This is a genomic window from Rheinheimera salexigens, from assembly GCF_001752395.1.
Classification (GTDB): domain Bacteria; phylum Pseudomonadota; class Gammaproteobacteria; order Enterobacterales; family Alteromonadaceae; genus Alishewanella; species Alishewanella salexigens.
The window spans coordinates 1,283,807-1,305,626 of the sequence record NZ_MKEK01000001.1 but is presented as its reverse complement, the minus strand read 5'-3'; the positions used below and the strand labels follow the sequence as shown (position 1 = coordinate 1,305,626).

Below are 21,820 nucleotides of genomic sequence, written 5' to 3'. Positions count from 1 at the left end.
ATTTAATGTATTAATTCTAATTATTTAGAAGTAAACAATTTAGATACTAGCAATTTAGATACTAACAATATTTTCTGCTTGCGGGCCTTTTTGGCCTTGGGTCAGGGTAAATTGTACGCGTTGACCTTCAGTTAAGGTTTTAAAACCATCGCTAGTAATAGCGCTAAAGTGAGCAAAAACGTCAGGACCTGACTCTTGTTCAATAAAACCAAAGCCTTTAGCTTCGTTGAACCATTTAACTGTACCAATTGTTGAATTAGACATAATAGATATCCTAGAAATTAATAAAAGTGTGCCTGAAATTAGGCGGTTAAGTCGGAAAAAACATTTATTTAACTGAGGATAACGCGAAGAATTATGATTAAAACAACGAGGTATATACAAATAAACAGAACTATCTTTCAAACTAGTATTTATTAATGGGTTATTGCTAACCCATCAATTAAAAAATTAGATGCTGACGATATTTTCAGCTTGTGGACCTTTTTGGCCTTGTGACAACGTAAATTGTACACGTTGACCTTCAGCTAAAGTTTTAAAACCGTCGCCGCTGATGGCACTGAAGTGAGCAAACACATCAGGACCAGATTCTTGTTCAATAAATCCAAAACCTTTAGCTTCGTTAAACCATTTTACTGAACCAGTTGTTGTATTAGACATAATAGATATCCTAGAAATTAATATAATTGCGCCTGAAAATAGGCGATTAAGCAGGAAGAAAACAAGTATTTAACTGAGGATAACGCGAAGAATTATTACTAATAGACAACGTGGTACATACAAATAAACAGGGCTTTCTAACAAGCCAGATGTGTATACTAACAATCTAGCGTATATATTACAAGCCTTAATTTATCACAGCAAATATAAACACATAATATGGGCATCTTCTGCCCCTTGGGCATTAGTATAGTAGTTAGGCCTTATATCAGCACAAGCAAAGCCAAAGCTTTCATATAGACCTATAGCAATATGATTTGACGCTCTTACTTCTAACCATAGCTCGGTAATCTTCTTCGCGCTCAAGTCATTTATTAGCTGTTGTAGCAGCTGTTTACCGTAACCTTTGCCTTGAAAATAAGGGTTAACGCAAATATTAAATAATTCGGCTTGATCGGCAACAATTTTACAAAAAACATAACCGACTATTTGCTGTTCTAGGGTTAACTTAAAATTATAATATAGTGCGGAAAAACTGGATGTAAAGGCAGAGACTGGCCAAGGATAAGGGTTTGCGGCTAATTCTATTTTATGCAACTCAGCTATATCTTGTAGAGTAATAGCTTGCTGAGTAATGGCGGCAAAATTCACGCTGATATCTGCTGTTGAATAAACTGCCATAATTTCTTTTTACCTGAAGCATCAAAGTTAAAGCCTTGCGGTACTCGTAAAGTATCAGTGTTTAGCGCAAAGTTTTCGCCCAGTATAATGGCAGTCAGTTGAGGTAATAGCAGTTGTAAATCTAACAATAAGTTGGCATGAAGCTGCAGATTTTGCTCGATAACGGGTTCAGGCTTTGCTGGATGTACACTAACATGTAAGTTAGGCATCACAACTTGCAGTGGTGTTATAGTTAACGTTTTTAATAGGTTATTCTGACTCGGTGATAAATTCATCATCTCACCTTATAAGAAGTGGCAGGGGCGGAGGGATTCGAACCCCCAACCATCGGTTTTGGAGACCGCTGTTCTACCAATTGGAACTACGCCCCTAACGTTAGAGTGGCCATTATACAAAAGCGGGGTTAAAGGTAAAGCTAAAAGCTGTACTAACTCAACCGATTGCATATAAAACCAGCATCCCGTTTCTTTATTAAGCATTAAAATAACAATCCAGCCACTTTGGCTGGATTGTTATTAATGTATTACTGAGTTTTATCACTACGATATTTGTCGAACCAATATAAAATATAGGCCGTTTTCGCCATTAAATTACTTGGCCGGTTATAAATTGAATGTGAAGCCTCAGGGATCCGCACCATGGCAGTTTCTACACCTTGTAATTGTAAGGCTTGATAAAACTGCTCGGTTTCAGAAATAGGCGTACGGTAATCAGCCTCACCTGTCATTAACATGGTTGGTGTTGTTACATTGCCGACATAACTAATTGCAGAATGTTTTAAATAATGCTCTGGGGCTTGCCAAGGTAAGGCAGGAAACCAATATTGTGAAAAGTAGGTATAACTGTCCGCACTTAACACAAAGCTAAACCAGTTAATTACCGGTTTAACTGACACTGCAGCGGCAAACCGATTGGTATGGCCGACTATCCAGGCTGTTAATAAACCACCACCACTACCACCCGTTACAAATAATTGTTTTTCATCAATAAAACCTTTAGCAATAACGGCGTCAACACCATCCATCAGATCATTATAGTCAGTACTTGGATAGTTATGATGAATGAGATTGGCAAAGTCCTCACCATAGCTAGTGCTGCCTCGAGGGTTGGTGTAAAGCACCACATAGCCTTGGGCGGCCATTAATTGCAGTTCTAACGCAAATTGCGGGCCATAAGCAGCATGCGGGCCACCGTGAATTTCTAATATTAACGGATAATGCTTACTGGCATCAAAAGTAGGTGGATACATAATCCAGCCTTGAATTTTGCGCTGATCAACCGATGATTGATACCAAAATTCCTCTACCTTACTAATATCACGGCTTAATAATAAGTCAGCATTAAAGTCTGTAATAATGTTGGTTTTACCTTTATTGACAATAGCTAGCTCAGCGGGATGCTGTGTCGACATTTGGGTGTAAGCAATAACACCATTATCCGCTGCAGCAAACTGACCGCCACTGTAAGGTCGACTATAAGAGCCACCACCTAGATCAGACACTATGGTATTGCGTTTACCTGATAAAGCTTGACTCGCTAAAATGCCTGTTCCTTCACTATCATACTGTATATATAGGCCTTTACTATTTGCTTGCCATTGAAAATCAGCAATAGCGCGATCCAAATCTTCGGTTAGATTACGCTTATTACTACCATCAACATTCATCACGTATAAACGATTAGCTTGATGGCCTAACTTACGGTCATCATAGCCAACATAAGCGATCAGTTTACCATTTGGTGATAGTGTAGGCTTACTATCTGGGCCATTACGATCGGTTAATGCGGTTAATTCTTTGCTGGCAATATCCAGTTTAAATACTTCACTATTTACCGGTTTTGTTTGCCAATCGGAGTGTCTATTAGCAGAGATAAACAGCGCTTTGCTGTCTAAAGACCAGCTTATATCACCACTGTGGTTAAACTCGCCGTCAGTGAGTTGAATAGCGGATCCGCCATTAGCCGACATAATATAAATATGCTTAAAACCTGGTTTTGTATAGCCAGCCCCGTCGGCGCGATATTGTTTATTATCAATATAAATAGCCGGTGGTGCCCAATCTGCCTTTGCAGGTTTACCCGATAATGTGACGGGTGCTTTAACTGTTTTAGCTTTAAACATACTAAAAGCTAACCAATTGCCATCCGGTGACCAAGCTATATTTGACGGTGCATTATCCAGTTGGCCTAATTGTGAACTACGACCGGTATCAAGCCACTTAACATGAATTTGGCCATTGGCAATGTACGCCACACGATTTTGTTCTGGTGACCAACGCGGAGAGCTGGCATTAATATCTTTGTCTGTTAGCGGTTGTAATTGCTTACCATCAATCGAGCTTAGCCATAAGGTACTACGGCGGCGATCGCTTTGTTTATCCATCCAGTTGCGTACAAAGACCACATTTTTGCCTGCGGCATCTGGCTGGGGATCAGTAACGAATTCTAATTCAAATACATCTTCGTATTTCAGCGATGTTACGTTACTGGCATTGGCACTCACTGCACTCAATAGCAGTAAAGGTAAGCACAGATAATGTGTTATTTTTTTAATTTCATCTGAAGTCTCAGCTAGGTTAGGTATCTATTCGATACTAACTGATTAACTAAGTAGGCTGTATTGATTTCGATTAAGTGAGAGATTTTAGAGATGGAGAGCAGGATGTGTATGGGGTTGACCTGCCCTCCACCCTTCGGGCCGCCGCGTGCGGCGTTCAAAATTGTTCCTGACAATTTTGTCGCATGGGCTCGCCCTGCTCGAGCAGTTCACCGCCAAATCGCAGACAATAAAAAACCCCAGCTCATCGAGCTGGGGTTCGTTATTGGGAGCCTGGCGGTGAACTACTCTCGCATGGCGAATGCCACACTACCATCGTCGCAGCTGCGTTTCACTTCTGAGTTCGGAATGGGATCAGGTGGTTCCACAGCGCTATTGCCACCAGGCAAAAAACTTGTAGGGAACAAGTTTTAACGCACTTTAGTGCGGCCCGTTAGGGTCAAATCCATGGAAGGATTTGATAAAACTTTNCGGCCATTTTAGAGATTTAAGCCTTGGTGTCAAGCGTCTTTTTAAAAGATTTTTGACTCACTGTTTAAACCGCTGAAGAGCTGCTGTACTGAGTAACTATACTTAGTAATAAGTAGGTTACTGCAAGCGTTTCCCCGTTGGCATGGCGCGCATTATAGGGAGTTTTAAATCATGCGCAAGCGCTTATGGCAGAAATATTACGATAGTTGGATCGTTCGCGCAAAGTTTAAACAACCTGACACTTATTTAGGCAATTTAATACCTGAATTGGCTTTTTAACGTGGTTTTATAGCAACCGCAGCTTTTAATCTATTCTTACCATAGCTAAAAGCACGAATAAAAACCTTATGCTCTATTGGGATATACTGGCGTTCAGTAGTAGAGAGCCAAGGAATATCTTCTATATCGGGATCATTTATATACACAAAGTGTTCATCCACCGCACAAACAACTACCCAGTGTGGTGCTTTGCTTTTATCAAATTGCCAGGTACTGATTAATACTACTAATAACATACCCGCTTCCAGCTGTTGCTTAATCATACTTATGGTTAATTCTGTATGGTGGACAATAAGCTCTTGTTCTTCCATCCGCTGTTTAAAGGTGTCATGTACCCGATGTAAGATTACTTTTTTTGCCTCACTTCGAACGGAGTCAATAAACAGGGGGCCATCTTTATTAATATAGACTTCAGCATTAAAGCCACGTTGCCATGCTGATAGTGCTAAGCCCCTTGGTCCACAACCGCCATGCCCCGATGTCATAAATATAGTAGTGGCTTCGCGCCAAATATCGATTTCCAGTTGCTGTGGATTAAACTTGTTTGGTGCAAAGTAATTAAACACCATTAATAAACATGCAGGACCACAGGTAAAAGGTGTGGTTTGCGCTATATAAGGTACTTGTCTGGTTAAGGTGGTACTGTCGAATTGAATAACCTGTTTTTGCATACAGATTGCATCAGCGTGATCTTCATAAAAATCATGCTTAATAGCAAACTCGCTATAACCCAACTTTTGGTATAACGCGACAGCACTACTATTGTCGGGTCTTACTTCAAGTCGTAATAATACACAATAACGTTTTGCCGCGGCCAACTCTGCTTGCTCCATTAAGAGTTCAGCTAAGCCTTGTTTACGAAAGGTTGGACTAACAGCAATAGAATATAAGCGCGCTAAGCTGGTACCTGCCCGATACAGCAACAAGAAGTAGCCTGCAAGCTGACCGTCTTTTTCCAGTAACATTAAGTCATTACGGGCTTCTGGAATAAAACGCTTAAAGCTACGCAAACTAATACGATCACCCGTAAAGCAACTGTTTTCTAACTCAGTCAGTGCTATGGCATCTTGCTCTTTGGCATGACGAATTACTATATTAGGCTTTGCATTAGTAGCGTTAGCATTTCTCAGTTGCGACATGGTGCAATTGTACCTTCGGTAGATTATTCACTAAGGTTAGAATAACAACAGCTTATGTAGATAATAGCCAGTGAGAAATTTAACTGTTGTACTGCAAATTATTTTACTGTCTTTTCAACTGAGACTTGGGCAAGCTTGCTAAAACAACTGGAGCATTTATGGCTAAACTTATTATTGTTGTTGATAAGACTCAAGATTGGGCACCGTTTTTTAAATTCGATGGTGTAATGACCTTGCCAGACTATTTAAAATGGTCAGTTAAAAACAAACAACGCATTCGGGTAATTAATTTATGTCGCCAAGCGCAGTATCTTGGTAGTGGTTATTACTGTTCTTTATTGGCTGAAGCCCGTGGTCATAATGCTATCCCTTCCGTTCGTGCTTTTAATAAATTTAATCGCCATGAAATCGCTGATGTTAGTGAAGACATTCCAAGTAGTATTTTACAGCAACTGAATAAAGCCTTAGTTAATGAAAATGCAAACCAGCTTAGCTTTAATATTTATTTTGGTGAAACTGAATTTAAAGCCTTAAAAAAAGTAGCCAGTTACTTATTTGATGCTTTCACTGTACCGATACTGACAGTCGAGTTGCAAAAGAAAAACCATTGGCAAGTTAAAACCTTAAAAATTGGTAGTGTACATAAGTTATCAGAATCAGAGCAAAGCCGCTTTGCCACCGCACTAGAAAAGTATAGTCATAAAATTTGGCGTGTCGAGCCAGTGAATCGTAAGTTTAAATATGATGTCGCGGTATTAATAGATGCCAAAGAGAAATTCCCGCCCTGCACGCCTAAGTCGCTTGAGTTATTTGTTAAGGCAGCCAAAAAAGCCGCTATGGATATTGAACATATCGGCGCTAAAGATATGCATCGATTAGCAGAATTTGATGGTTTATTTATTCGTGAAACTACAGCGGTGAATCATCATACTTTTTATATGGCGCAAAAAGCGGAGCGTGAAGGCTTAGCTGTGATTGATGATCCTAATTCAATTTTACGTTGTGGTAATAAAGTGTACTTACATACTTTATTTGAGCAACATAAAGTGCCGATGCCTGATGGTGTGATGTTATTTAAAAATGATGAAAATAATTTAGCCCGAGCAGTAGATGCGTTAGGCTTGCCTTTAGTGTTAAAAATACCGGATGGCAGTTTTTCTCGTGGCGTAGTAAAAGTAAAAAACTTAACCGATTTTAATACTCAGCTCACCGCTCTATTTGCTCAAAGCTCTATTATTTTAGCCCAGCGCTATACTTTTACTGAATACGATTGGCGAATTGGCGTATTAAATGGCCAGGCCATTTTTGCCTGTAAATATTTTATGGCCCGAAATCATTGGCAAATATATATGCACGGCAAAACTAAAACCCAAAGTGGCGGTTTTACCACCTGTGCTGTTGCCGAAGTGCCGCTGCATGTATTACAAGCGGCCATTAAAGCCTGCGCGCCTATAGGTGATAGTTTATATGGTGTCGATGTAAAACAAGATGGCGATAATGTTTACGTAATTGAAGTAAACGATAACCCGAATATTGATGATGGCGTTGAAGACTTACACTTAGGTAATAAGTTATACGACATTATAGTGGAAGACTTTATTCGGCGGATTGAGTTAAAACGCTAGCCTACTTTAGCAGCTTAGCTAAGAAAAGCGGCTAAGCCTAGAAACAAAAAAACCGGCTTAGGCCGGTTAATTTGGTGCAGATGGAGAGACTCGAACTCTCACGCTTTTTGGGCACAAGCACCTGAAGCTTGCGTGTCTACCAATTCCACCACATCTGCTCTGCTTTTATTAAAGCAATATGTTTAATGATTTATGCAATGCATTAGACAAGGCGTGCAGTATAGCGAGTTTCAACCTTCAGTCAATAAGCATAAATAGAAAACTATAACAGAGAACATTATAAAACAATCTCGCTTATTTAACTCACTACACGCCTTACTTTTCTAACCTTGCTTTAATAAACCAATTTCTTCTAACCGCTGCATTAAGTAATCATTAGAGCTTATTGGATCTGGGTAGCGATTAGGGTTTTCGGCACTGACACAGCTAGATAATGTATCAATAACAAAATCTGGATTAGGATGCATAAAGAACGGTATTGAGTAACGAGGCTCACCCGCTGCAACTCCTGCTGGATTAACTACTCTATGAGTGGTTGACGGCAACACATGATTGGTTAAACGCTGCAACATATCACCAATATTAACCACTATTGTGCCTTCGATAGTGGTTACCGGTAACCAGCTGCCATCACGGCGTAAAATTTCTAATCCGGCTTCATTAGAACCAACCAATAAAGTTATCAAGTTGATATCTTCATGTTGACCAGCGCGAATAGATTGGGTGCTGGTATCAACAATGGGCGGATAATGTATTGGCCGCAATATAGAATTGCCATAATTTACTTTATCGGCAAAGTAATGCTGTTCTTGGCCTAGGAATAACGCTAAGGCCTCTAATACCGTATGGCCTAACTGCTCTAGCTTACTAAATAAAGTATAAGTGGCATCTTTAAAGCCTAATACTTCACTTGGCCAAATATTAGGGTACAGACTAGGATGCGGTGCTGCACCTTCGTATTCACGGCCAACATGGTAAAACTCTTTTAAGTCTGGATGCTTACTGTCTTTGGCTTTTTCTACCCCAACCGCGGTATAACCGCGCGCGCCACCCTGACCCGTTTTATGGTATTTCGCTTTTACCTCTGTTGGTAAAGCAAAAAACGCTTTAATTGCAGCATAAGTATTATCTACTACTTGATCGGAAACATCGTGACCACTAATGCCACAAAATCCAAATTCAGTGTAGGCCTTGCCAATTTCGGCAACAAAGTTTTCTTTGTCGGTGGCAAACCGTCTTATATCTAACGTTGGGACTTGCTGTGTCATATAAAAGACCTGTTTGTTTGTTGGCTTATTCAGCCTAGCCTAAATTAAAGAAGACGCCGGCAATTGCAGCGCTCATCAAGTTTGCTAATGTTGCTGCAAGTAAGGCTTTTAAACCTAACTCAGCAATATCAGCACGACGACTTGGTGCCATACCGCCCAAGCCACCTAATAAAATTGCAACAGAAGAAAAGTTAGCAAAGCCACATAAAGCAATGGTCACAATAATTTGGGTATGGGCGCTTAATTGCTCTTTGACTTGCATAAAATCTAAGTAAGCAACAAATTCATTAATTACTAATTTTTGACCAATGAAACTACCGGCAAACCGTGCTTCTTCCCAAGAGACCCCTAAAATATAAGCTAATGGCTGGAATACATAGCCAAAAATCACTTGTAAGGTTAAACCTTCAATACCAAACCAACCAGCAATACCACCAATAGTTCCATTGACTAAGGCGATTAAACCAACAAAAGCTAACAGCATAGCGCCAACATTCAATGCTAGCTGCATACCACTTGAGGCGCCGGCAGCTGCAGCATCTATTAAATTAGTATGTTGAGTTTCAGCATTTATTTCTGCTAATTCATTTTTGGTTTGTTCAGTTTCAGGCAAAATTAACTTGGCCATTAAAAAGCCGCCTGGTGCAGCCATAAAACTTGCGGCAATAAGGTATTTTAACTCTATACCAAGACCTGCATAGCCAGCCATAACAGAGCCAGCAACAGAAGCTAAACCACCGACCATTACCGCAAAAAGTTCAGAGCGGGTCATGGTAGGAATAAAAGGCCGTACTATTAGAGGTGCCTCGGTTTGGCCAACAAAAATATTGGCCGCTGCTGACATTGATTCTGGGCGACTAGTGCCAAGTAGCTTTTGTAAACCACCACCTATAATCCTGATCACCCATGTCATAATACCGATATGATACAACACTGCGATTAATGAAGAGAAAAAGATAATAATGGTTAAGACATGGATGGCAAAAATAAAGCCTTGTGATTTACGACCAATATCACCAAATAAAAACTCAATACCGTCGGTTGCATAACTGATAATATCGGTAACAAAGGTTGATATACTATACAACACATCTTGACCAAAAGGGACATACAGAACAAAAGCACCAATTAGTAGCTGGATAGCAAAAGCCCCACCCACCGTACGCCAATTAATTTTGCTACGATGTGTAGATGCTGCATAAGCAATAAGTAACAAGACAATAATGCCGACTAAACCCATCATAAGTTAGATCCTAATTATTTTTCCGCGAGTAACTGGCGAATTTTTGTTTTAATAATATCGATAGCGATTTGGTTTTTACCACCACGGGTAACGACAAGATCGGCATATTGTTTAGAAGGTGCAATAAATTCGAAAAAAGCCGGACGTACGGTATTTTCATATTGTTCTGCCACAGAGCTTATGCTGCGACCGCGCTCTTCTAAATCTCGCTTCATACGGCGTAATAAACACACGTCTAAAGGCGTATCCATAAATACGGTAATATCAAACTGACGGCGTAAATGCTTGTCGGTTAATAATAGGATGCCTTCCACTAAAATAACTTTAGCCGGTTGGACTAACAATGTTTCTTCGGTTCGGGTATGCAAGGTATAACTATATTGCGGTACTTTAACCGCTTGGCCATCACGTAACGCTAATAAATGACTGGCTAATAATTGGTGTTCAAATGCACTGGGATGGTCGTAGTTTGTAAGTACACGTTGTGCCATTGATAAGTGGCTTTGATCGCGATAATACGCATCTTCCGAGATAATGGCTATGCGCTCACAACCCAGTTCTGCTACTAACTCTTGATAGACAGTAGAAGCAAAAAGGCTTTTTCCTGATGCCGAAGCACCAGCAATAGCTATAATAGTGTGTTTACCCACTTCAATTCCACGCTGTTTAAATTAGCTGGCAATTATGGCTAATTTTGATTCATATATAAATAAAAAAATGCCCGCATTAGGCGGGCATTGCATTATTTAGGCTAAATAAACTTAGAAACGGTATTTAAGACCCATTTTTAAGCGCCAAGTAGATTCTTCCGCTTCAAACTTAGAACCGTTGTTAGCATCGAAACCACCAAATGGTGTTTCGTAGATATAACGACCTTCGCTATCTAAGCCACCAAAGTCAACTAAGCTTTTGTTAGTAAACTGCTCACGTCTTACTTTACCAGCATCGCTATCGATTAAGTTAAGTAAGTTATTTACGGTGAAGTAGAAAGTACCTTTATGGCCTTCAAAGAAGCCTGGTAAATCTTGTTGGAATTGGAAATCTAATGTCGTAATCCAAGGTGAAGTACCTGAACCTTTAGGTGCGAAACCACCGGCATAACCTTCTAAACCCGCGGCTTTAATATTGGCCATTAACTGGTCAAAATCGATGCTGCTTTCTGGGCTGTAGTTAGGATCATTTGGTCCTGTTGGGATATACGCTAAGTAACCACTTGAACGGTTTAAGCGCGCTGAACCATCTTGGTCACCAAAGTCTGTATCACGGAATAAACCCATAACATAACTGAAGTGATTGCCTGAACGGCGCTGGAAGAACAAGTTAAACTTAGAGTCGTAACCAGCGAATATTTCGTGCGTGTAGCCTAAAGTAATTTTTAAGCTGTGCTCTACTTCATAGTCAGCAGTACCAATTTCTTCAACGTTACGATCTTTAACAATATTGTATTTATAGTTTGATGATGCAGTTGACGAAGTACCTGGGGTACCTTCTTCAATATTTTGATTGGTGTAGCTAGCATATAAACTCACACCGCTATCCCAGTTTTTGGCTAAAGAGGTGTTCCAGATCCATGCTTTACCGTTTTTACTTTCATTGGTTAGCATGATGTCGTAGTGATCGCTAGGTGCTGTTGGATCACAAGGTCTATAGATATTAACGCCTGCAGCTGTTTGACCACTGACACAACGAGAAATATCTTGCCACTGGCTATTATCGGTCATCCACTTGCGCATAACTTCTGCGCTCCAACCAAAATTATCGCCTAATACAGGGATATCGATTATATAGTCAAAACCGACACGAGCAATCCAGTCAGATGGCATTTTGAAGTTGGGATCGATACTGTTGGTATCACCATCACCTGCAACTAAAGAACCTTTAACAGCGTCAGGTACGCCAGTAATATCCACATTTTGTAAATATTCACTTTCTGACACTGAGTTACGATCAAACTGAACTAAAGTGAAACCGTCATTTGAGAATGAGTTAGAGATCCACACATTTGGTTTACCACCAGAAAAGCGGCCAAAACCACCACGTACAGTAAGATCATCAGTAGCTAACCACTTCACATCCACACGTGGTAATACGATATCTAAGCCATCTAAGTTTTCTTGGTTGCTATAACCATAACGACGTAAGAAATTTTCGTTCAAGGTTGGCTTATCACTCACCATATAACGCTCGTAACGCAAGCCTAAACCTAACTCGATATCATCGCTTACATACCAGTTATCTTGGATATAGGCATTCATGCTACTTAAACTGAATTCTGCAGCAGCGTCATTCACGACATTAGTATAAGCATTTTCATATTGCAGACTGCTGGCAACTTTGTTTTCAAAGTCTTCGATAGAGCCAAAGCTCCATGAACCTAAAGAGTTACGCACAAATAAGTTAAAGATATCTAACTTGTTATACTCACCACCAAATTTCAATTGGTGATCGCCAACTAAGTAAGTAAATTTAGCACCAATTTTCATATCTTGGTTACTAAGCGCATTCGCATGGCGGTTAAAGTCTGGACCAAAATTTAACGTACCTGAAGAAGCACGGATACTAATATCACCAAAAGCTTTAGTTTTTAAATCAGAGATGGTATCAACTTCTTTATAGCTAAAATAAAGCTCGCTTGATAAGTCTGCATTCCAATCTGAAAACAATGAAAACTTATATAAGTCCATATTTTGCAGATAGTTATACCAGTTAGTATCAAGTTGCAACGTACCGTTATTACTACTTTGGTTACGAACGTTATTACCTTCAGTTAAATTGTAGGTAAATGCGGCACGGTGGTCATCGTTAATGTTCCAGTCTAATTTAACTAATAAGTTTTTATCTTCAGTATCTGGAGAAGAGTTCCACTCACCGGCATCAACACCGTAAACACGACTAGCTATTTCTTTAATTCGATCATATTCAGCTAAGGTGATTTTACTATCACTTGCCGCGCCAGCGCCAGCTGGGCCGTATTCAACACTGCTTGGCTGAGTTGATTTTTCGTAGGCTAAGAAGAAAAACAATTCATCTTTAACAATTGGACCACCTAAAGTAACGCTATAGGTGTCACGTTTATAATCTAACGTAACATCTCTACCGCTATTTGGATCTTTTGGTGTACCTGCCCATGAATCAGACATTTTTTCGTAAGTTAACGAGCCATGAACTTCGTTAGTACCTGATTTTGTTACCGCGTTAATACGGCCACCAGAGTAACCGCCTTCACTGGCATCAAATGGTGCTACATCAACAGCGATTTGATCGATAGCATCGATAGAAACAGGTGAGCTCTGGGTTGGATAACCGTTGCTATTTAAACCGAAGTCATCATTAACACCAACACCGTCTATTGAAACGCTGTTAAATTTAGGGTTAACACCACCAATACTTAATGGAGCGCCTTCACCTGGCAACATGTTGGCATATGGGTTCATACGCGCAACTTCTTTTAAGTCGCGGTTAAAGGTTGGTGCGTTTTCAATAGCACCAGCACCAAAGTAGCTGCTGCTACCAGTGTTATTACTTAAAGCTAACGAACTACCTGTTACCGCGATACGTTCAACTTGTTGAGTTGATTCTAATTCTGCGTTTAAACGCAACGCTTCACCAAGGGTTAAGAAAACATTATTGTAAGTTTTAGCACCTTGATCACTAGTAATAGTAATAGTGTAAGGGCCACCAACACGTAAACCGGTACTAGAGAAAGAGCCTGAGTCGTTTGAAACCGCAATATTACGCGTACCTGTTGGAACGTGTACTATTTCAATTCTTGCTTTAGGTGCTACTTGACCTGAAGATGTAACAATGTTGCCACGAATAGAGGATGACACATCGTCTGCTATCGCAAGGCTAGGTACGCCAAGAGCTAAAGTAACTGCCAACGCTAAATGTTTAACTTTCATATCGTTTTTTCACCTGGTAGTTGTAGGTATTTATCTAATTCTAATTAAATACAGCCGACGTATTTAATCTGAGCGATAAGATTAACAAACTTATATTACAAATTTTTTACGCCTATGCGATCTTTTAAGAGCTGAGGGAACTTTTTACCCAATCTATTGTCTTAGGCCGCTGAAATATAAGTGTAACATAATCAACTGTTACATGCGTAGTCAGCAAAAAAATATTTGTAGAAATTTACAGCAGTTTATTGTTTGTTTAATACATAAGCCTGCTACTACTGGTTTTTATTGTCATGCAACCTTATTATTAACGGCCCGTTCGCCAATAAATTATTATTATGAAAAAACTTTTTTGCCGTTGCTGGTATTTTATTAATCATTATTTTTTAACAAAATACTGTAGCGCTGTAATCATTAGCCTTGGAGTTTGTATGCCCGCGTCTGCCACTGACCTCACCTTTGCTACCTTTAATGTCAGTATGGAAGCGCAAAATTATTTACCTAGAGGTGAAACCGGTGATAGCACTGTCTTAGCTAAGTTACTAAAAGAGGGTCAGCATAGCCAAATTCGCAATATTGCTCATATTATTCAATTAGTGCGGCCAGATGTATTACTACTTAACGAATTTGATTATATAGCCGATCCTGAGCAAGGCATTAAAGCCTTTATTAAGCACTATTTAAATCAGGCCCAAGGCCAAGCAAAGGCTATTGATTATCCTTATTTTTATTACAGTACGGTAAATACCGGGCAACCTAGTTCTTTTGATTTAGATAATGATGGTAAAGCCAGTAATATCGGTGCTGATGCTTGGGGGTTTGGCTTTTATCCTGGCCAATATGGCATGGTGCTATTATCAAAATATCCTATTAATACTCAGCAGATACGCACATTTCAACATTTTAAATGGCAAGATATGCCTAATTTTATGCCAACTACAAAAGCTGATGGCAGTGCTTGGTACAGTACGGAAGCTTGGGCACAATTTCCGCTGTCTTCGAAAAGCCACTGGGATATCCCGCTTACTATTAATAATAAAATTGTCCATATTTTAGCAAGCCACCCTACACCGCCCGCTTTTGATGGTGCTGAAAAACGCAATGTTAAGCGTAACCATGATGAAATTCGGTTTTGGTCTGATTACATTACTAGCGGTAAAGCTGATTATATTTATGATGATAAGGGTGTTAAAGGTGGATTAGATAAAAGTGTTCGTTTTGTGATTATGGGCGACCAGAATGCTTCTGTTGATAAAGAAGGTGATGCAATTAATAGTGCTATATCGGGTTTAGTCAATCACTTAAAGGTTAATAATAGCTTAACACCGAAAAGTAATGGTGCTGCAGAACACACTCCAGATAACCCAGTCGCAGCTTATCATACCGCCGCTTGGCGCATGCGGGCTGATTATGTATTACCGTCTAAGTTAGGTTTTACGGTTAAAAATAGCGGTGTGTTTTGGCCGGCAAAAGATGAAGCAGGTTATGAGTTGGTAAGTTCACGTAATGCCAGTTCAGATCACCGTATGGTATGGCTGAAACTGGCATTAACTGAAGACTAAGCGTTTTAGCGGATAGTTAAATTACGCACATGTACTGTGACTTCTTCTCGGTCATGGTACAAGTGTTTTACTTGTAATTGATATTTGATGCCTGCTGTTTGTAAGCGCTGCTCAAAGTTCGCTAAAATTTCTTGTACCGTTTCATAACGCTTCTTCATTGGTAACTTAAGATTAAAAATAGTTTCTTGGCACCATTTATTAATGATCCAATCCGCAATGCGATCTGCCACACGCTTGGGTTGTTCAATCATATCGCAGACTAACCAATAGACATTTTGTTTTTGTGGCTCATATTTAAAGCCATCAATCATTAAGTGTTTAACTTGGCCGGTATCCATTAAAGATTGGGCCATTGGGCCATTATCAATAGCGACAACCATCATGCTGCGTTTAACTAACTGATACGTCCAACCGCCTGGGCAAGCCCCTAAATCTACTGCGCGCATACCACTGCTTAAACGGTTTTCCCATTCATCCTTAGGGATAAACTGAATAAAGGCCTCTTCTAACTTTAAGGTACTGCGACTTGGCGACTCATTTGGAAACTTTAAGCGCATAATGCCGTTTTCTAACGGGCTATTATTTTCCGCATAAGAAATACCAACATAACCTTGCTGGCCACTAATAAGCAGTAAATGTAATACGGGTGCGCGTTTATTTTCTCTGGCTAACAATACGCCAGCTTGTCTTAACGCTTGGCGCAATGGCACAGTTAATTTACGGGCTAAAGTAGATAAGGTTTTACCGTCATTAGTATCAGGATATTCAACTCTAAGTTCGCCCAGCCCAGTTAATTCAGCGGCTAATACCGCTTCAAGCACCGCTGCAATACGATCAGTTGGTTCAAAGCTAAGTAGATCTGCTTGTAATAAACACCACTGACGAATAAAAATAAATTTATTAAAATCGTAGTCGCTATAAAATTTAGCTAATTCGTTTGCATCGTAAGCTTCAAAAATAACAAAAGCACTATTTGCGGTTAACTTACAAAAACCAAACACATTGTGTTTTGCTGTTTGATCTTGAATTTCTGCTGCACATTCTTTTTCAAACCCAGCACGGCAATATAATAATAACTGTTTCATATTAACTCCGCTGCCAGGCTGAAAACGCTAATAATAGCCAAGCAACTATAAGCAACTGGCCACCAATAGGTGCCAATTGCGAAAAATAAAACGGCAAGAAAAAAACTCCCGCCAATAACGTCCAAACAAAGCAAATTAAGCCTAAATGCCACAATATAGCGACTAACCGACTGAGTTTCTTCTGACTAGATTGTATATTTAAAACCATTAATGCTAAACAGTGAAATGCTAGCATAGCTATGGCACTGAGCACTCGCGCTAACCCTTGGCTGGTTATATCGCCTTGCCATAAATGCATTAAAGCGGCGGCAAAACCGACCACAGCAGCGCCATATAATGCGGTGAGGCTTTGACTAATTTGCCAGAAGTATTTCATCTATTTTCTCTCGACATAATCGCGCACTTAATACAATAAGTTCTGCTTGAGTATAACCACTGGCCTTACGCGGTTTAAAATCATGATCGCCATCAGGCAGCCAATCCATAGTTACCCCTGGCCACGCTTTATCCGCTAACTCTTGCTTATTACCAAAGGCATCACGCTCGCCTTGAATAATATGCATCGGTCTTTCTAAGCGAGTAAAATGCTCAGTGCGCCAAACTGTCTTGTTGGGTGCATGAAACGGATAACCAAAAGCAAAGTTAGCCAACACACGCCGCTGACTTACTTGACAAGATGGTTCGGTTATTAAACTTGCAACACGACCACCCAGCGATTTACCACCAATAAATAAGGGTAGCTCAGTGGTGCATTGCTGTATTTGCGCTTGCATTGCCGTTAGTAACAGCGGCATTTTATCAGGAAAGCTTTTACGACCCAACGTTAATTGACGTTGCATATACGGAAAATTAAATCTAATGACTTCTATTTGCTCGGCCACCAGTGCAGCCGCCAATTGCTGCATTACCTCACTGTCGGCACCCGCGCCGGCACCATGGGCCAGTATTAAACGTGCTATTGGCTGGTTTGGCGTACTAATCAATGGCAACGGCATTAGTAAATTGTTGCTCAGCAAAGGCATTTTTTTCAATCTCCACCATGTCCATCATCCATTGACGAAATGCGGCAATTTTACCCAGTTCAGACTGACTTTCGCGACAGACTAAGTAATAAGCATCTTTACTAATTAAGACATGATTAAAAGGCACAATTAAACGGCCAGAATTAATATCAGGCCGGGTTAATACGTTATGCGCCAATGCCACACCTTGGCCATGAATAGCCGCTTGCAACACCATAGATGAATGGCTAAAGATAGGCCCTTGATTAACATTGAATTGCTTTAAACCTTGGCTAGTAAACCAAGCTTTCCACGCCCGGCGTGAACCATCATGGAGTAAATTATGATGCTTAAGATCGGACGGTTCAGAAAGCTTTTTCCCGCTGGTAAGTAATAATGGCGAACATACCGGTAGCAAATATTCTGGGTGCAGTTTATCAGCATGTAAATTACGCCAATTACCACGGCCATAATAAATGGCGATATCAACATCATCGGTTAGCGAGCCTTCATCTAAATCCACGGCTTTAATGCGCACATCGATATCAGGGTGTTGCTCAGAAAACTGATTTAATCGCGGCACTAACCATTGGATGGCAAAACTCGGCTGCAAACTAACGGTTAATGAACCTTTAGCACCTCGAGCCAGTAGTTTTTCTGTGGACTCATATAACTGAATAAAAATATCTTTTATATCTAAAAAATAGCTTTGACCTTCTTCAGTTAATAATAAAGAGCGGTTTTTACGCATAAATAGCTTTATGCCCAAATGCTCTTCCAGTGCTTTAATCTGATGGCTAATAGCAGCTTGAGTAACATACATCTCTTCTGCAGCTTTGGTAAAACTTAAATGGCGAGCAGCCGTTTCAAAAGCTTTAAGAGCATTTAGCGGTGGTAAGCGACGCGCCATAGTTTCCTTAGAAGTAACCTGAATAAAGGGTGTTTATTGAAAATAAAACAAGTAGCTAACACAGTGCTATTTATAGCGCTTAACTAAGCACTTAACTTAGCACTGAACTTAGCGGGTAAAACAGTGTACTAACACTACTTTTGTACTGGCTTATAGCCTTCAATTTTAATGTCTTCGCCTTGAAATAAATAGGCTTCCATTTGCTGCTCTAAATAGGCTCTATGCTCTTGGTTCATCATATTAAGCTTATTTTCGTTAATCAGCATAATTTGCTTCGACATCCACTTAGCCCAAGCTTCTTTACTTATCTCATTAAATATTTTTTTACCTAGCTCACCTGGATAGGGTTGAAAATCTAAACCTGGGGCGTCTTTTTTAAGGTGTTGACAAAAAACAGTACGACTCATGTAAATTATCCTGATGTTGTTGAAGTTATTAAGGCTATTGAAGTTTAAGACGAAATTTGTAAAAACAGCTGCTTAGCCGGAGCCGACAAGCCAACTGTAGGTATAGCACCCATTGTAAACCAAGTTGCCGCAGATTGCTGCACGCTACTGGGGAATTGCGCCAGTATTAAACGCTGCGGTTGGATCCATAAATGAAAATGACTAAAAGTATGCCTAAATGCAGGCATATCTTCAAATTGTTGGGCTTTAAAGGCATTAAGATCACAATATTGCTGGCGTAACTCGGCGCTATCAAACTCTAAAAAGCCATACAAACCGCCCCATAAACCACTGGCAGGTCGCTGAACTAATAACACTTGGGTGTTATGTTCTATAATCAACCAATAGCTTTGTCGTTCTGGTATGGTTTTTTTCGGTTTTTTACCGGGAAACAATGCTTGCTCACCTTTAAGTGCAGCTTGGCAATGTAATTTTAATGGGCAATCAACACAACGTGGTTTAGATCTAGTACACAGCGTTGCGCCTAAGTCCATCATGGCTTGATTAAACGCGGTAACATCCTGCTCTGGCGTGACTTGCTCTGCAAGTTGCCATAATTGTTGCTCAACGGCTTTATTGCCAGGCCAGCCATCTATTGCGGCAAAACGACTTAATACCCGTTTACAATTACCATCTAAAATAGGCCAATGCTGTTGCAAGGATAAAGATAAAATCGCACCGGCTGTAGAGCGGCCTATCCCCGGTAAGGCTAACACTTGCTCAAACTGCTGGGGAAATTCACCGTTATATTGCTCAAGAATGATATTGGCGGCTTTATGCAAATTGCGGGCACGAGCGTAATAACCCAGGCCGGTCCACAAGTGCAGCACATGATCTAACGGCGCTTGTGCTAATGCTGTGATATTGGGGTACTGCTGAATAAAGCGCTGAAAATATGGGATCACAGTGGCAACTTGGGTTTGTTGCAACATCACTTCACTTAACCAGGTTTTATAGGGGCTTGTATCGAGCTGCCAGGGTAACTGCTTGCGACCATGCAGGTGATACCAACTAACAACTTGATCTGAAAACCATTGTGCATCTTGTTTTTGCAACTTTTAGCCCTATTAACAATTAATGGCAGCAGTATAAGTAGCTAAAACAGCGTTGCCAACTCTAAACAAGGTTGAGCTAATCGATTAATACAAGGATAATAGCTGAATTAACCTATATTCGGAGCCCCGTATGAATGACAGTACGAAACAAAGCATGAGCGACAGCCTGCCTAAAGATAGCAAAAGCACGCTGGCTACAACAGACAATGACACCCCAACTTACATGCGTAAAATCCGCTCTTTTGTACTGCGCGAAGGTAGGCTCACTAAAGGCCAACAACATGCTTTAGATAACTTCTGGTCTGATTACGGGTTGCAATATCAAACTGAGGCTTTTGATTTAACACAAGTGTTCGGTCGCGATAAGCCTCGGGTATTAGAAATTGGCTTTGGTATGGGGCAATCACTGGTACAAATGGCGGCAGATGCTGCTGATAAAGATTTTATTGGTATTGAAGTGCATCGTCCAGGTGTCGGTGCCTGTTTAGCCACTGCCCAAGCGCGTAATGTTACCAATTTAAAGGTTTTTCAGCATGATGCTGTAGAAATTCTTGAACACAGTATTGCTGATAATAGCTTGGACACCGTGCAATTGTTTTTCCCTGATCCTTGGCATAAAAAACGCCATCATAAAAGACGGATTGTCCAAACTGAATTTGCCAGCTTAGTGCAAAGAAAACTTAAGCCTGGTGGTGTGTTCCATATGGCAACTGATTGGCAAAACTATGCTGAATATATGCTAGAAGTGATGCAGCCAATAGCAGGCTTTAGTAATATGTCTACCAGCAACGACTATGTAGAGCGCCCAGAGCATCGGCCTTTAACCAAATTTGAACAGCGCGGCCAGCGGTTAGGTCATGGTGTTTGGGATCTTATGTATAAAAAGGAAAGCTAGATGTTAGCCAATAGCAGTCAGCTAGTATTACGCAATATAAATGATTTACGCGGCAGAGTACTTATTGTAGAGCCCGTTGCCGACGAACTTGGCTCACAACTGTTAGCAAGCGGTGCAGACTTAAGCCTTAGCTGCTTTAGTACCGACAAAGCCGTAGCTAACCAATGGCAGCATCCATCGATTGAATTGCTGTTTGATGCTAAGCCTAAGTTTAGCCAACCTTTTGATACCATTGTTATCTTTTACCCTAAAAGTAAAGAACAACTCGACTTAACCTTAGCCCAGCTTAAAACCGCTATTGATGTTAATAGCCATGTCTTTGTAGTTGGTGAGAACAAAGGTGGCATAAAAAGCTTAGCTAGCCATGCCCAAAAACTCGGCTTAGCCGCGAATAAATTAGATAATGCCAAACATTGTTTATGGTTTATGCTGCACGGTGACTTTGCTGCTATAAAAGCCACAACCGCCAGCAGCTTTAACATTAATATTGCCGATAAAAATTTAACCATTTATTCTCTGCCTGGGGTGTTTAACCATGGTAAATTAGATATTGGCACAGCATTATTATTAGCAAATTTACCCGCCATTAGTCATGGTAAAGTACTCGACTTCGCCTGTGGAAATGGCGTCATTGGTGCAGTATTAAAACTCACTAAGCCAAATATTGATTTATATTGCTCTGATATAAGTACCTTGGCTACCGAAGCGACAAAGCTGACATTACAGGCTAATGAATTAACTGGTACTGTTATTACTGCTGATGGTATACCTGATAACCCAGCACAATTTGCTGCGATTGTTAGCAACCCGCCATTTCATACCGGGATTAAAACTAATTACGCAATAGCTGAACAATTTATTCAGCAAAGCGCGCAGCGGTTAATTAACAAAGGTAGCCTGACCATAGTAGCGAATAGCCATTTACAATATTTGCCTATATTACAACAGTGTTTTAAACAAGTTGAGATTAAAGCTAAAGCTAATGGCTTTACTATTTATCAGGCTTTCAAGCAGTAAAACTCGTTGTTCTGAATAATTTAT

At 40.3% G+C, this 21,820-nt stretch carries 20 protein-coding genes, 2 tRNA genes and 1 rRNA gene; 4 read left to right on the top strand and 19 right to left on the bottom strand.

Going from position 1 to position 21,820, the window contains the following annotated elements:
• Positions 1-54 precede the first annotated feature (54 nt).
• The 8 genes from BI198_RS06030 to BI198_RS05995 form a co-directional block, all read right to left on the bottom strand.
• Complete coding sequence (locus BI198_RS06030) at positions 55-264, bottom strand: cold-shock protein (protein ID WP_070048744.1); 210 nt, start codon at positions 262-264, stop codon at positions 55-57.
• Between the two features lie 186 nt (positions 265-450).
• Positions 451-660 carry a cold-shock protein gene (locus BI198_RS06025; RefSeq protein WP_070048743.1) on the bottom strand — a complete coding sequence of 70 codons (210 nt, stop codon included), beginning with the start codon at positions 658-660 and terminating at the stop codon, positions 451-453.
• Positions 661-855: 195 nt separating this feature from the next.
• A complete protein-coding gene (rimI, locus tag BI198_RS06020; protein WP_083256565.1) occupies positions 856-1,341 on the bottom strand; it encodes a ribosomal protein S18-alanine N-acetyltransferase in 486 nt (161 codons plus the stop codon).
• Entirely contained in the window at positions 1,308-1,616 is a 309-nt protein-coding gene (locus tag BI198_RS06015; RefSeq protein ID WP_070048742.1) for a hypothetical protein, read from the bottom strand. Before BI198_RS06015 ends, rimI begins: the two co-directional genes overlap by 34 nt.
• A gap of 19 nt (positions 1,617-1,635) precedes the next feature.
• Positions 1,636-1,712: transfer RNA gene (locus tag BI198_RS06010), tRNA-Trp, on the bottom strand.
• A gap of 152 nt (positions 1,713-1,864) precedes the next feature.
• Positions 1,865-3,844, bottom strand: a complete 1,980-nt coding sequence (locus tag BI198_RS06005) for an alpha/beta hydrolase family protein (protein WP_235605258.1) — start codon at positions 3,842-3,844, stop codon at positions 1,865-1,867.
• 325 nt (positions 3,845-4,169) lie between these two features.
• Positions 4,170-4,284, bottom strand: a 5S ribosomal RNA gene (gene rrf, locus BI198_RS06000).
• 360 nt (positions 4,285-4,644) lie between these two features.
• Entirely contained in the window at positions 4,645-5,787 is a 1,143-nt protein-coding gene (locus tag BI198_RS05995; protein WP_070048740.1) for a GNAT family N-acetyltransferase/peptidase C39 family protein, read from the bottom strand.
• 158 nt (positions 5,788-5,945) lie between these two features.
• On the opposite strand from BI198_RS05995, the gene BI198_RS05990 reads away from it, so the two are divergent.
• Entirely contained in the window at positions 5,946-7,412 is a 1,467-nt protein-coding gene (locus BI198_RS05990; protein WP_070048739.1) for a RimK family protein, read from the top strand.
• A gap of 72 nt (positions 7,413-7,484) precedes the next feature.
• Here BI198_RS05990 and BI198_RS05985 read toward each other — a convergent pair.
• From BI198_RS05985 to BI198_RS05965, 5 genes are all read right to left on the bottom strand, one after another.
• A tRNA-Leu gene (locus tag BI198_RS05985) sits at positions 7,485-7,570 on the bottom strand.
• Positions 7,571-7,735: 165 nt separating this feature from the next.
• A complete protein-coding gene (locus BI198_RS05980) occupies positions 7,736-8,680 on the bottom strand; it encodes an isopenicillin N synthase family dioxygenase (protein ID WP_070048738.1) in 945 nt (314 codons plus the stop codon).
• A 34-nt stretch (positions 8,681-8,714) separates the two neighbouring features.
• Positions 8,715-9,923 (bottom strand): NupC/NupG family nucleoside CNT transporter, encoded by a 1,209-nt coding sequence (locus tag BI198_RS05975; RefSeq protein WP_070048737.1) that lies wholly within the window; start codon positions 9,921-9,923, stop codon positions 8,715-8,717.
• Positions 9,924-9,937: 14 nt separating this feature from the next.
• Positions 9,938-10,573 (bottom strand): uridine kinase, encoded by a 636-nt coding sequence (gene udk, locus BI198_RS05970; RefSeq protein WP_070048736.1) that lies wholly within the window; start codon positions 10,571-10,573, stop codon positions 9,938-9,940.
• Between the two features lie 111 nt (positions 10,574-10,684).
• Positions 10,685-13,825 (bottom strand): TonB-dependent receptor, encoded by a 3,141-nt coding sequence (locus tag BI198_RS05965; RefSeq protein WP_070048735.1) that lies wholly within the window; start codon positions 13,823-13,825, stop codon positions 10,685-10,687.
• A gap of 431 nt (positions 13,826-14,256) precedes the next feature.
• On the opposite strand from BI198_RS05965, the gene BI198_RS05960 reads away from it, so the two are divergent.
• Positions 14,257-15,387, top strand: coding sequence for an endonuclease/exonuclease/phosphatase family protein (locus tag BI198_RS05960; protein ID WP_070048734.1), 1,131 nt, complete (start codon positions 14,257-14,259; stop codon positions 15,385-15,387).
• A 5-nt stretch (positions 15,388-15,392) separates the two neighbouring features.
• Here BI198_RS05960 and rlmM read toward each other — a convergent pair whose 3' ends face one another.
• The 6 genes from rlmM to mutY form a co-directional block, all read right to left on the bottom strand.
• Positions 15,393-16,472, bottom strand: coding sequence for a 23S rRNA (cytidine(2498)-2'-O)-methyltransferase RlmM (rlmM, locus tag BI198_RS05955; RefSeq protein WP_070048733.1), 1,080 nt, complete (start codon positions 16,470-16,472; stop codon positions 15,393-15,395).
• A gap of 1 nt (position 16,473) precedes the next feature.
• Positions 16,474-16,848 (bottom strand): DUF423 domain-containing protein, encoded by a 375-nt coding sequence (locus BI198_RS05950; RefSeq protein WP_070048732.1) that lies wholly within the window; start codon positions 16,846-16,848, stop codon positions 16,474-16,476.
• Positions 16,826-17,467: an alpha/beta family hydrolase gene (locus tag BI198_RS05945; protein ID WP_070048731.1), complete on the bottom strand. Its 642-nt coding sequence runs from the start codon at positions 17,465-17,467 to the stop codon at positions 16,826-16,828. Before BI198_RS05945 ends, BI198_RS05950 begins: the two co-directional genes overlap by 23 nt.
• Entirely contained in the window at positions 17,448-18,383 is a 936-nt protein-coding gene (locus BI198_RS05940; protein ID WP_070048730.1) for a transcriptional regulator GcvA, read from the bottom strand. The genes BI198_RS05945 and BI198_RS05940 overlap by 20 nt, the downstream gene beginning before the upstream one ends.
• Before the next feature lie 134 nt (positions 18,384-18,517).
• Positions 18,518-18,790, bottom strand: coding sequence for an oxidative damage protection protein (locus tag BI198_RS05935; protein WP_070048729.1), 273 nt, complete (start codon positions 18,788-18,790; stop codon positions 18,518-18,520).
• A 44-nt stretch (positions 18,791-18,834) separates the two neighbouring features.
• On the bottom strand, positions 18,835-19,884 hold the full coding sequence (gene mutY, locus BI198_RS05930; protein WP_070048728.1) for an A/G-specific adenine glycosylase: 1,050 nt from the start codon (positions 19,882-19,884) through the stop codon (positions 18,835-18,837).
• A 223-nt stretch (positions 19,885-20,107) separates the two neighbouring features.
• Between mutY and trmB the strand changes: the two genes are divergently transcribed.
• Together trmB and BI198_RS05920 are read left to right on the top strand one after the other, a co-directional pair.
• Positions 20,108-20,779, top strand: coding sequence for a tRNA (guanosine(46)-N7)-methyltransferase TrmB (trmB, locus tag BI198_RS05925; RefSeq protein ID WP_235605373.1), 672 nt, complete (start codon positions 20,108-20,110; stop codon positions 20,777-20,779).
• A complete protein-coding gene (locus BI198_RS05920; protein ID WP_070048727.1) occupies positions 20,780-21,796 on the top strand; it encodes a class I SAM-dependent methyltransferase in 1,017 nt (338 codons plus the stop codon).
• Positions 21,797-21,820 lie beyond the last annotated feature (24 nt).

Excerpts from the sequence above, each read along its gene's own strand:
- BI198_RS05995 (WP_070048740.1), bottom strand. The coding sequence starts at position 5,787 with ATGTCGCAACTGAGAAATGCTAACGCTACTAATGCAAAGCCTAATATA.
- BI198_RS06025 (WP_070048743.1), bottom strand. The coding sequence starts at position 660 with ATGTCTAATACAACAACTGGTTCAGTAAAATGGTTTAACGAAGCTAAA.
- BI198_RS05990 (WP_070048739.1), top strand. The coding sequence starts at position 5,946 with ATGGCTAAACTTATTATTGTTGTTGATAAGACTCAAGATTGGGCACCG.
- BI198_RS05945 (WP_070048731.1), bottom strand. The coding sequence starts at position 17,467 with ATGCCGTTGCCATTGATTAGTACGCCAAACCAGCCAATAGCACGTTTA.
- BI198_RS05965 (WP_070048735.1), bottom strand. The coding sequence starts at position 13,825 with ATGAAAGTTAAACATTTAGCGTTGGCAGTTACTTTAGCTCTTGGCGTA.
- BI198_RS05935 (WP_070048729.1), bottom strand. The coding sequence starts at position 18,790 with ATGAGTCGTACTGTTTTTTGTCAACACCTTAAAAAAGACGCCCCAGGT.
- rimI (WP_083256565.1), bottom strand. The coding sequence starts at position 1,341 with ATGGCAGTTTATTCAACAGCAGATATCAGCGTGAATTTTGCCGCCATT.
- BI198_RS05960 (WP_070048734.1), top strand. The coding sequence starts at position 14,257 with ATGCCCGCGTCTGCCACTGACCTCACCTTTGCTACCTTTAATGTCAGT.
- BI198_RS05940 (WP_070048730.1), bottom strand. The coding sequence starts at position 18,383 with ATGGCGCGTCGCTTACCACCGCTAAATGCTCTTAAAGCTTTTGAAACG.
- BI198_RS06015 (WP_070048742.1), bottom strand. The coding sequence starts at position 1,616 with ATGAATTTATCACCGAGTCAGAATAACCTATTAAAAACGTTAACTATA.
- BI198_RS05920 (WP_070048727.1), top strand. The coding sequence starts at position 20,780 with ATGTTAGCCAATAGCAGTCAGCTAGTATTACGCAATATAAATGATTTA.
- BI198_RS05980 (WP_070048738.1), bottom strand. The coding sequence starts at position 8,680 with ATGACACAGCAAGTCCCAACGTTAGATATAAGACGGTTTGCCACCGAC.
- trmB (WP_235605373.1), top strand. The coding sequence starts at position 20,108 with ATGCGTAAAATCCGCTCTTTTGTACTGCGCGAAGGTAGGCTCACTAAA.
- BI198_RS05950 (WP_070048732.1), bottom strand. The coding sequence starts at position 16,848 with ATGAAATACTTCTGGCAAATTAGTCAAAGCCTCACCGCATTATATGGC.
- BI198_RS05975 (WP_070048737.1), bottom strand. The coding sequence starts at position 9,923 with ATGATGGGTTTAGTCGGCATTATTGTCTTGTTACTTATTGCTTATGCA.
- rlmM (WP_070048733.1), bottom strand. The coding sequence starts at position 16,472 with ATGAAACAGTTATTATTATATTGCCGTGCTGGGTTTGAAAAAGAATGT.
- BI198_RS06030 (WP_070048744.1), bottom strand. The coding sequence starts at position 264 with ATGTCTAATTCAACAATTGGTACAGTTAAATGGTTCAACGAAGCTAAA.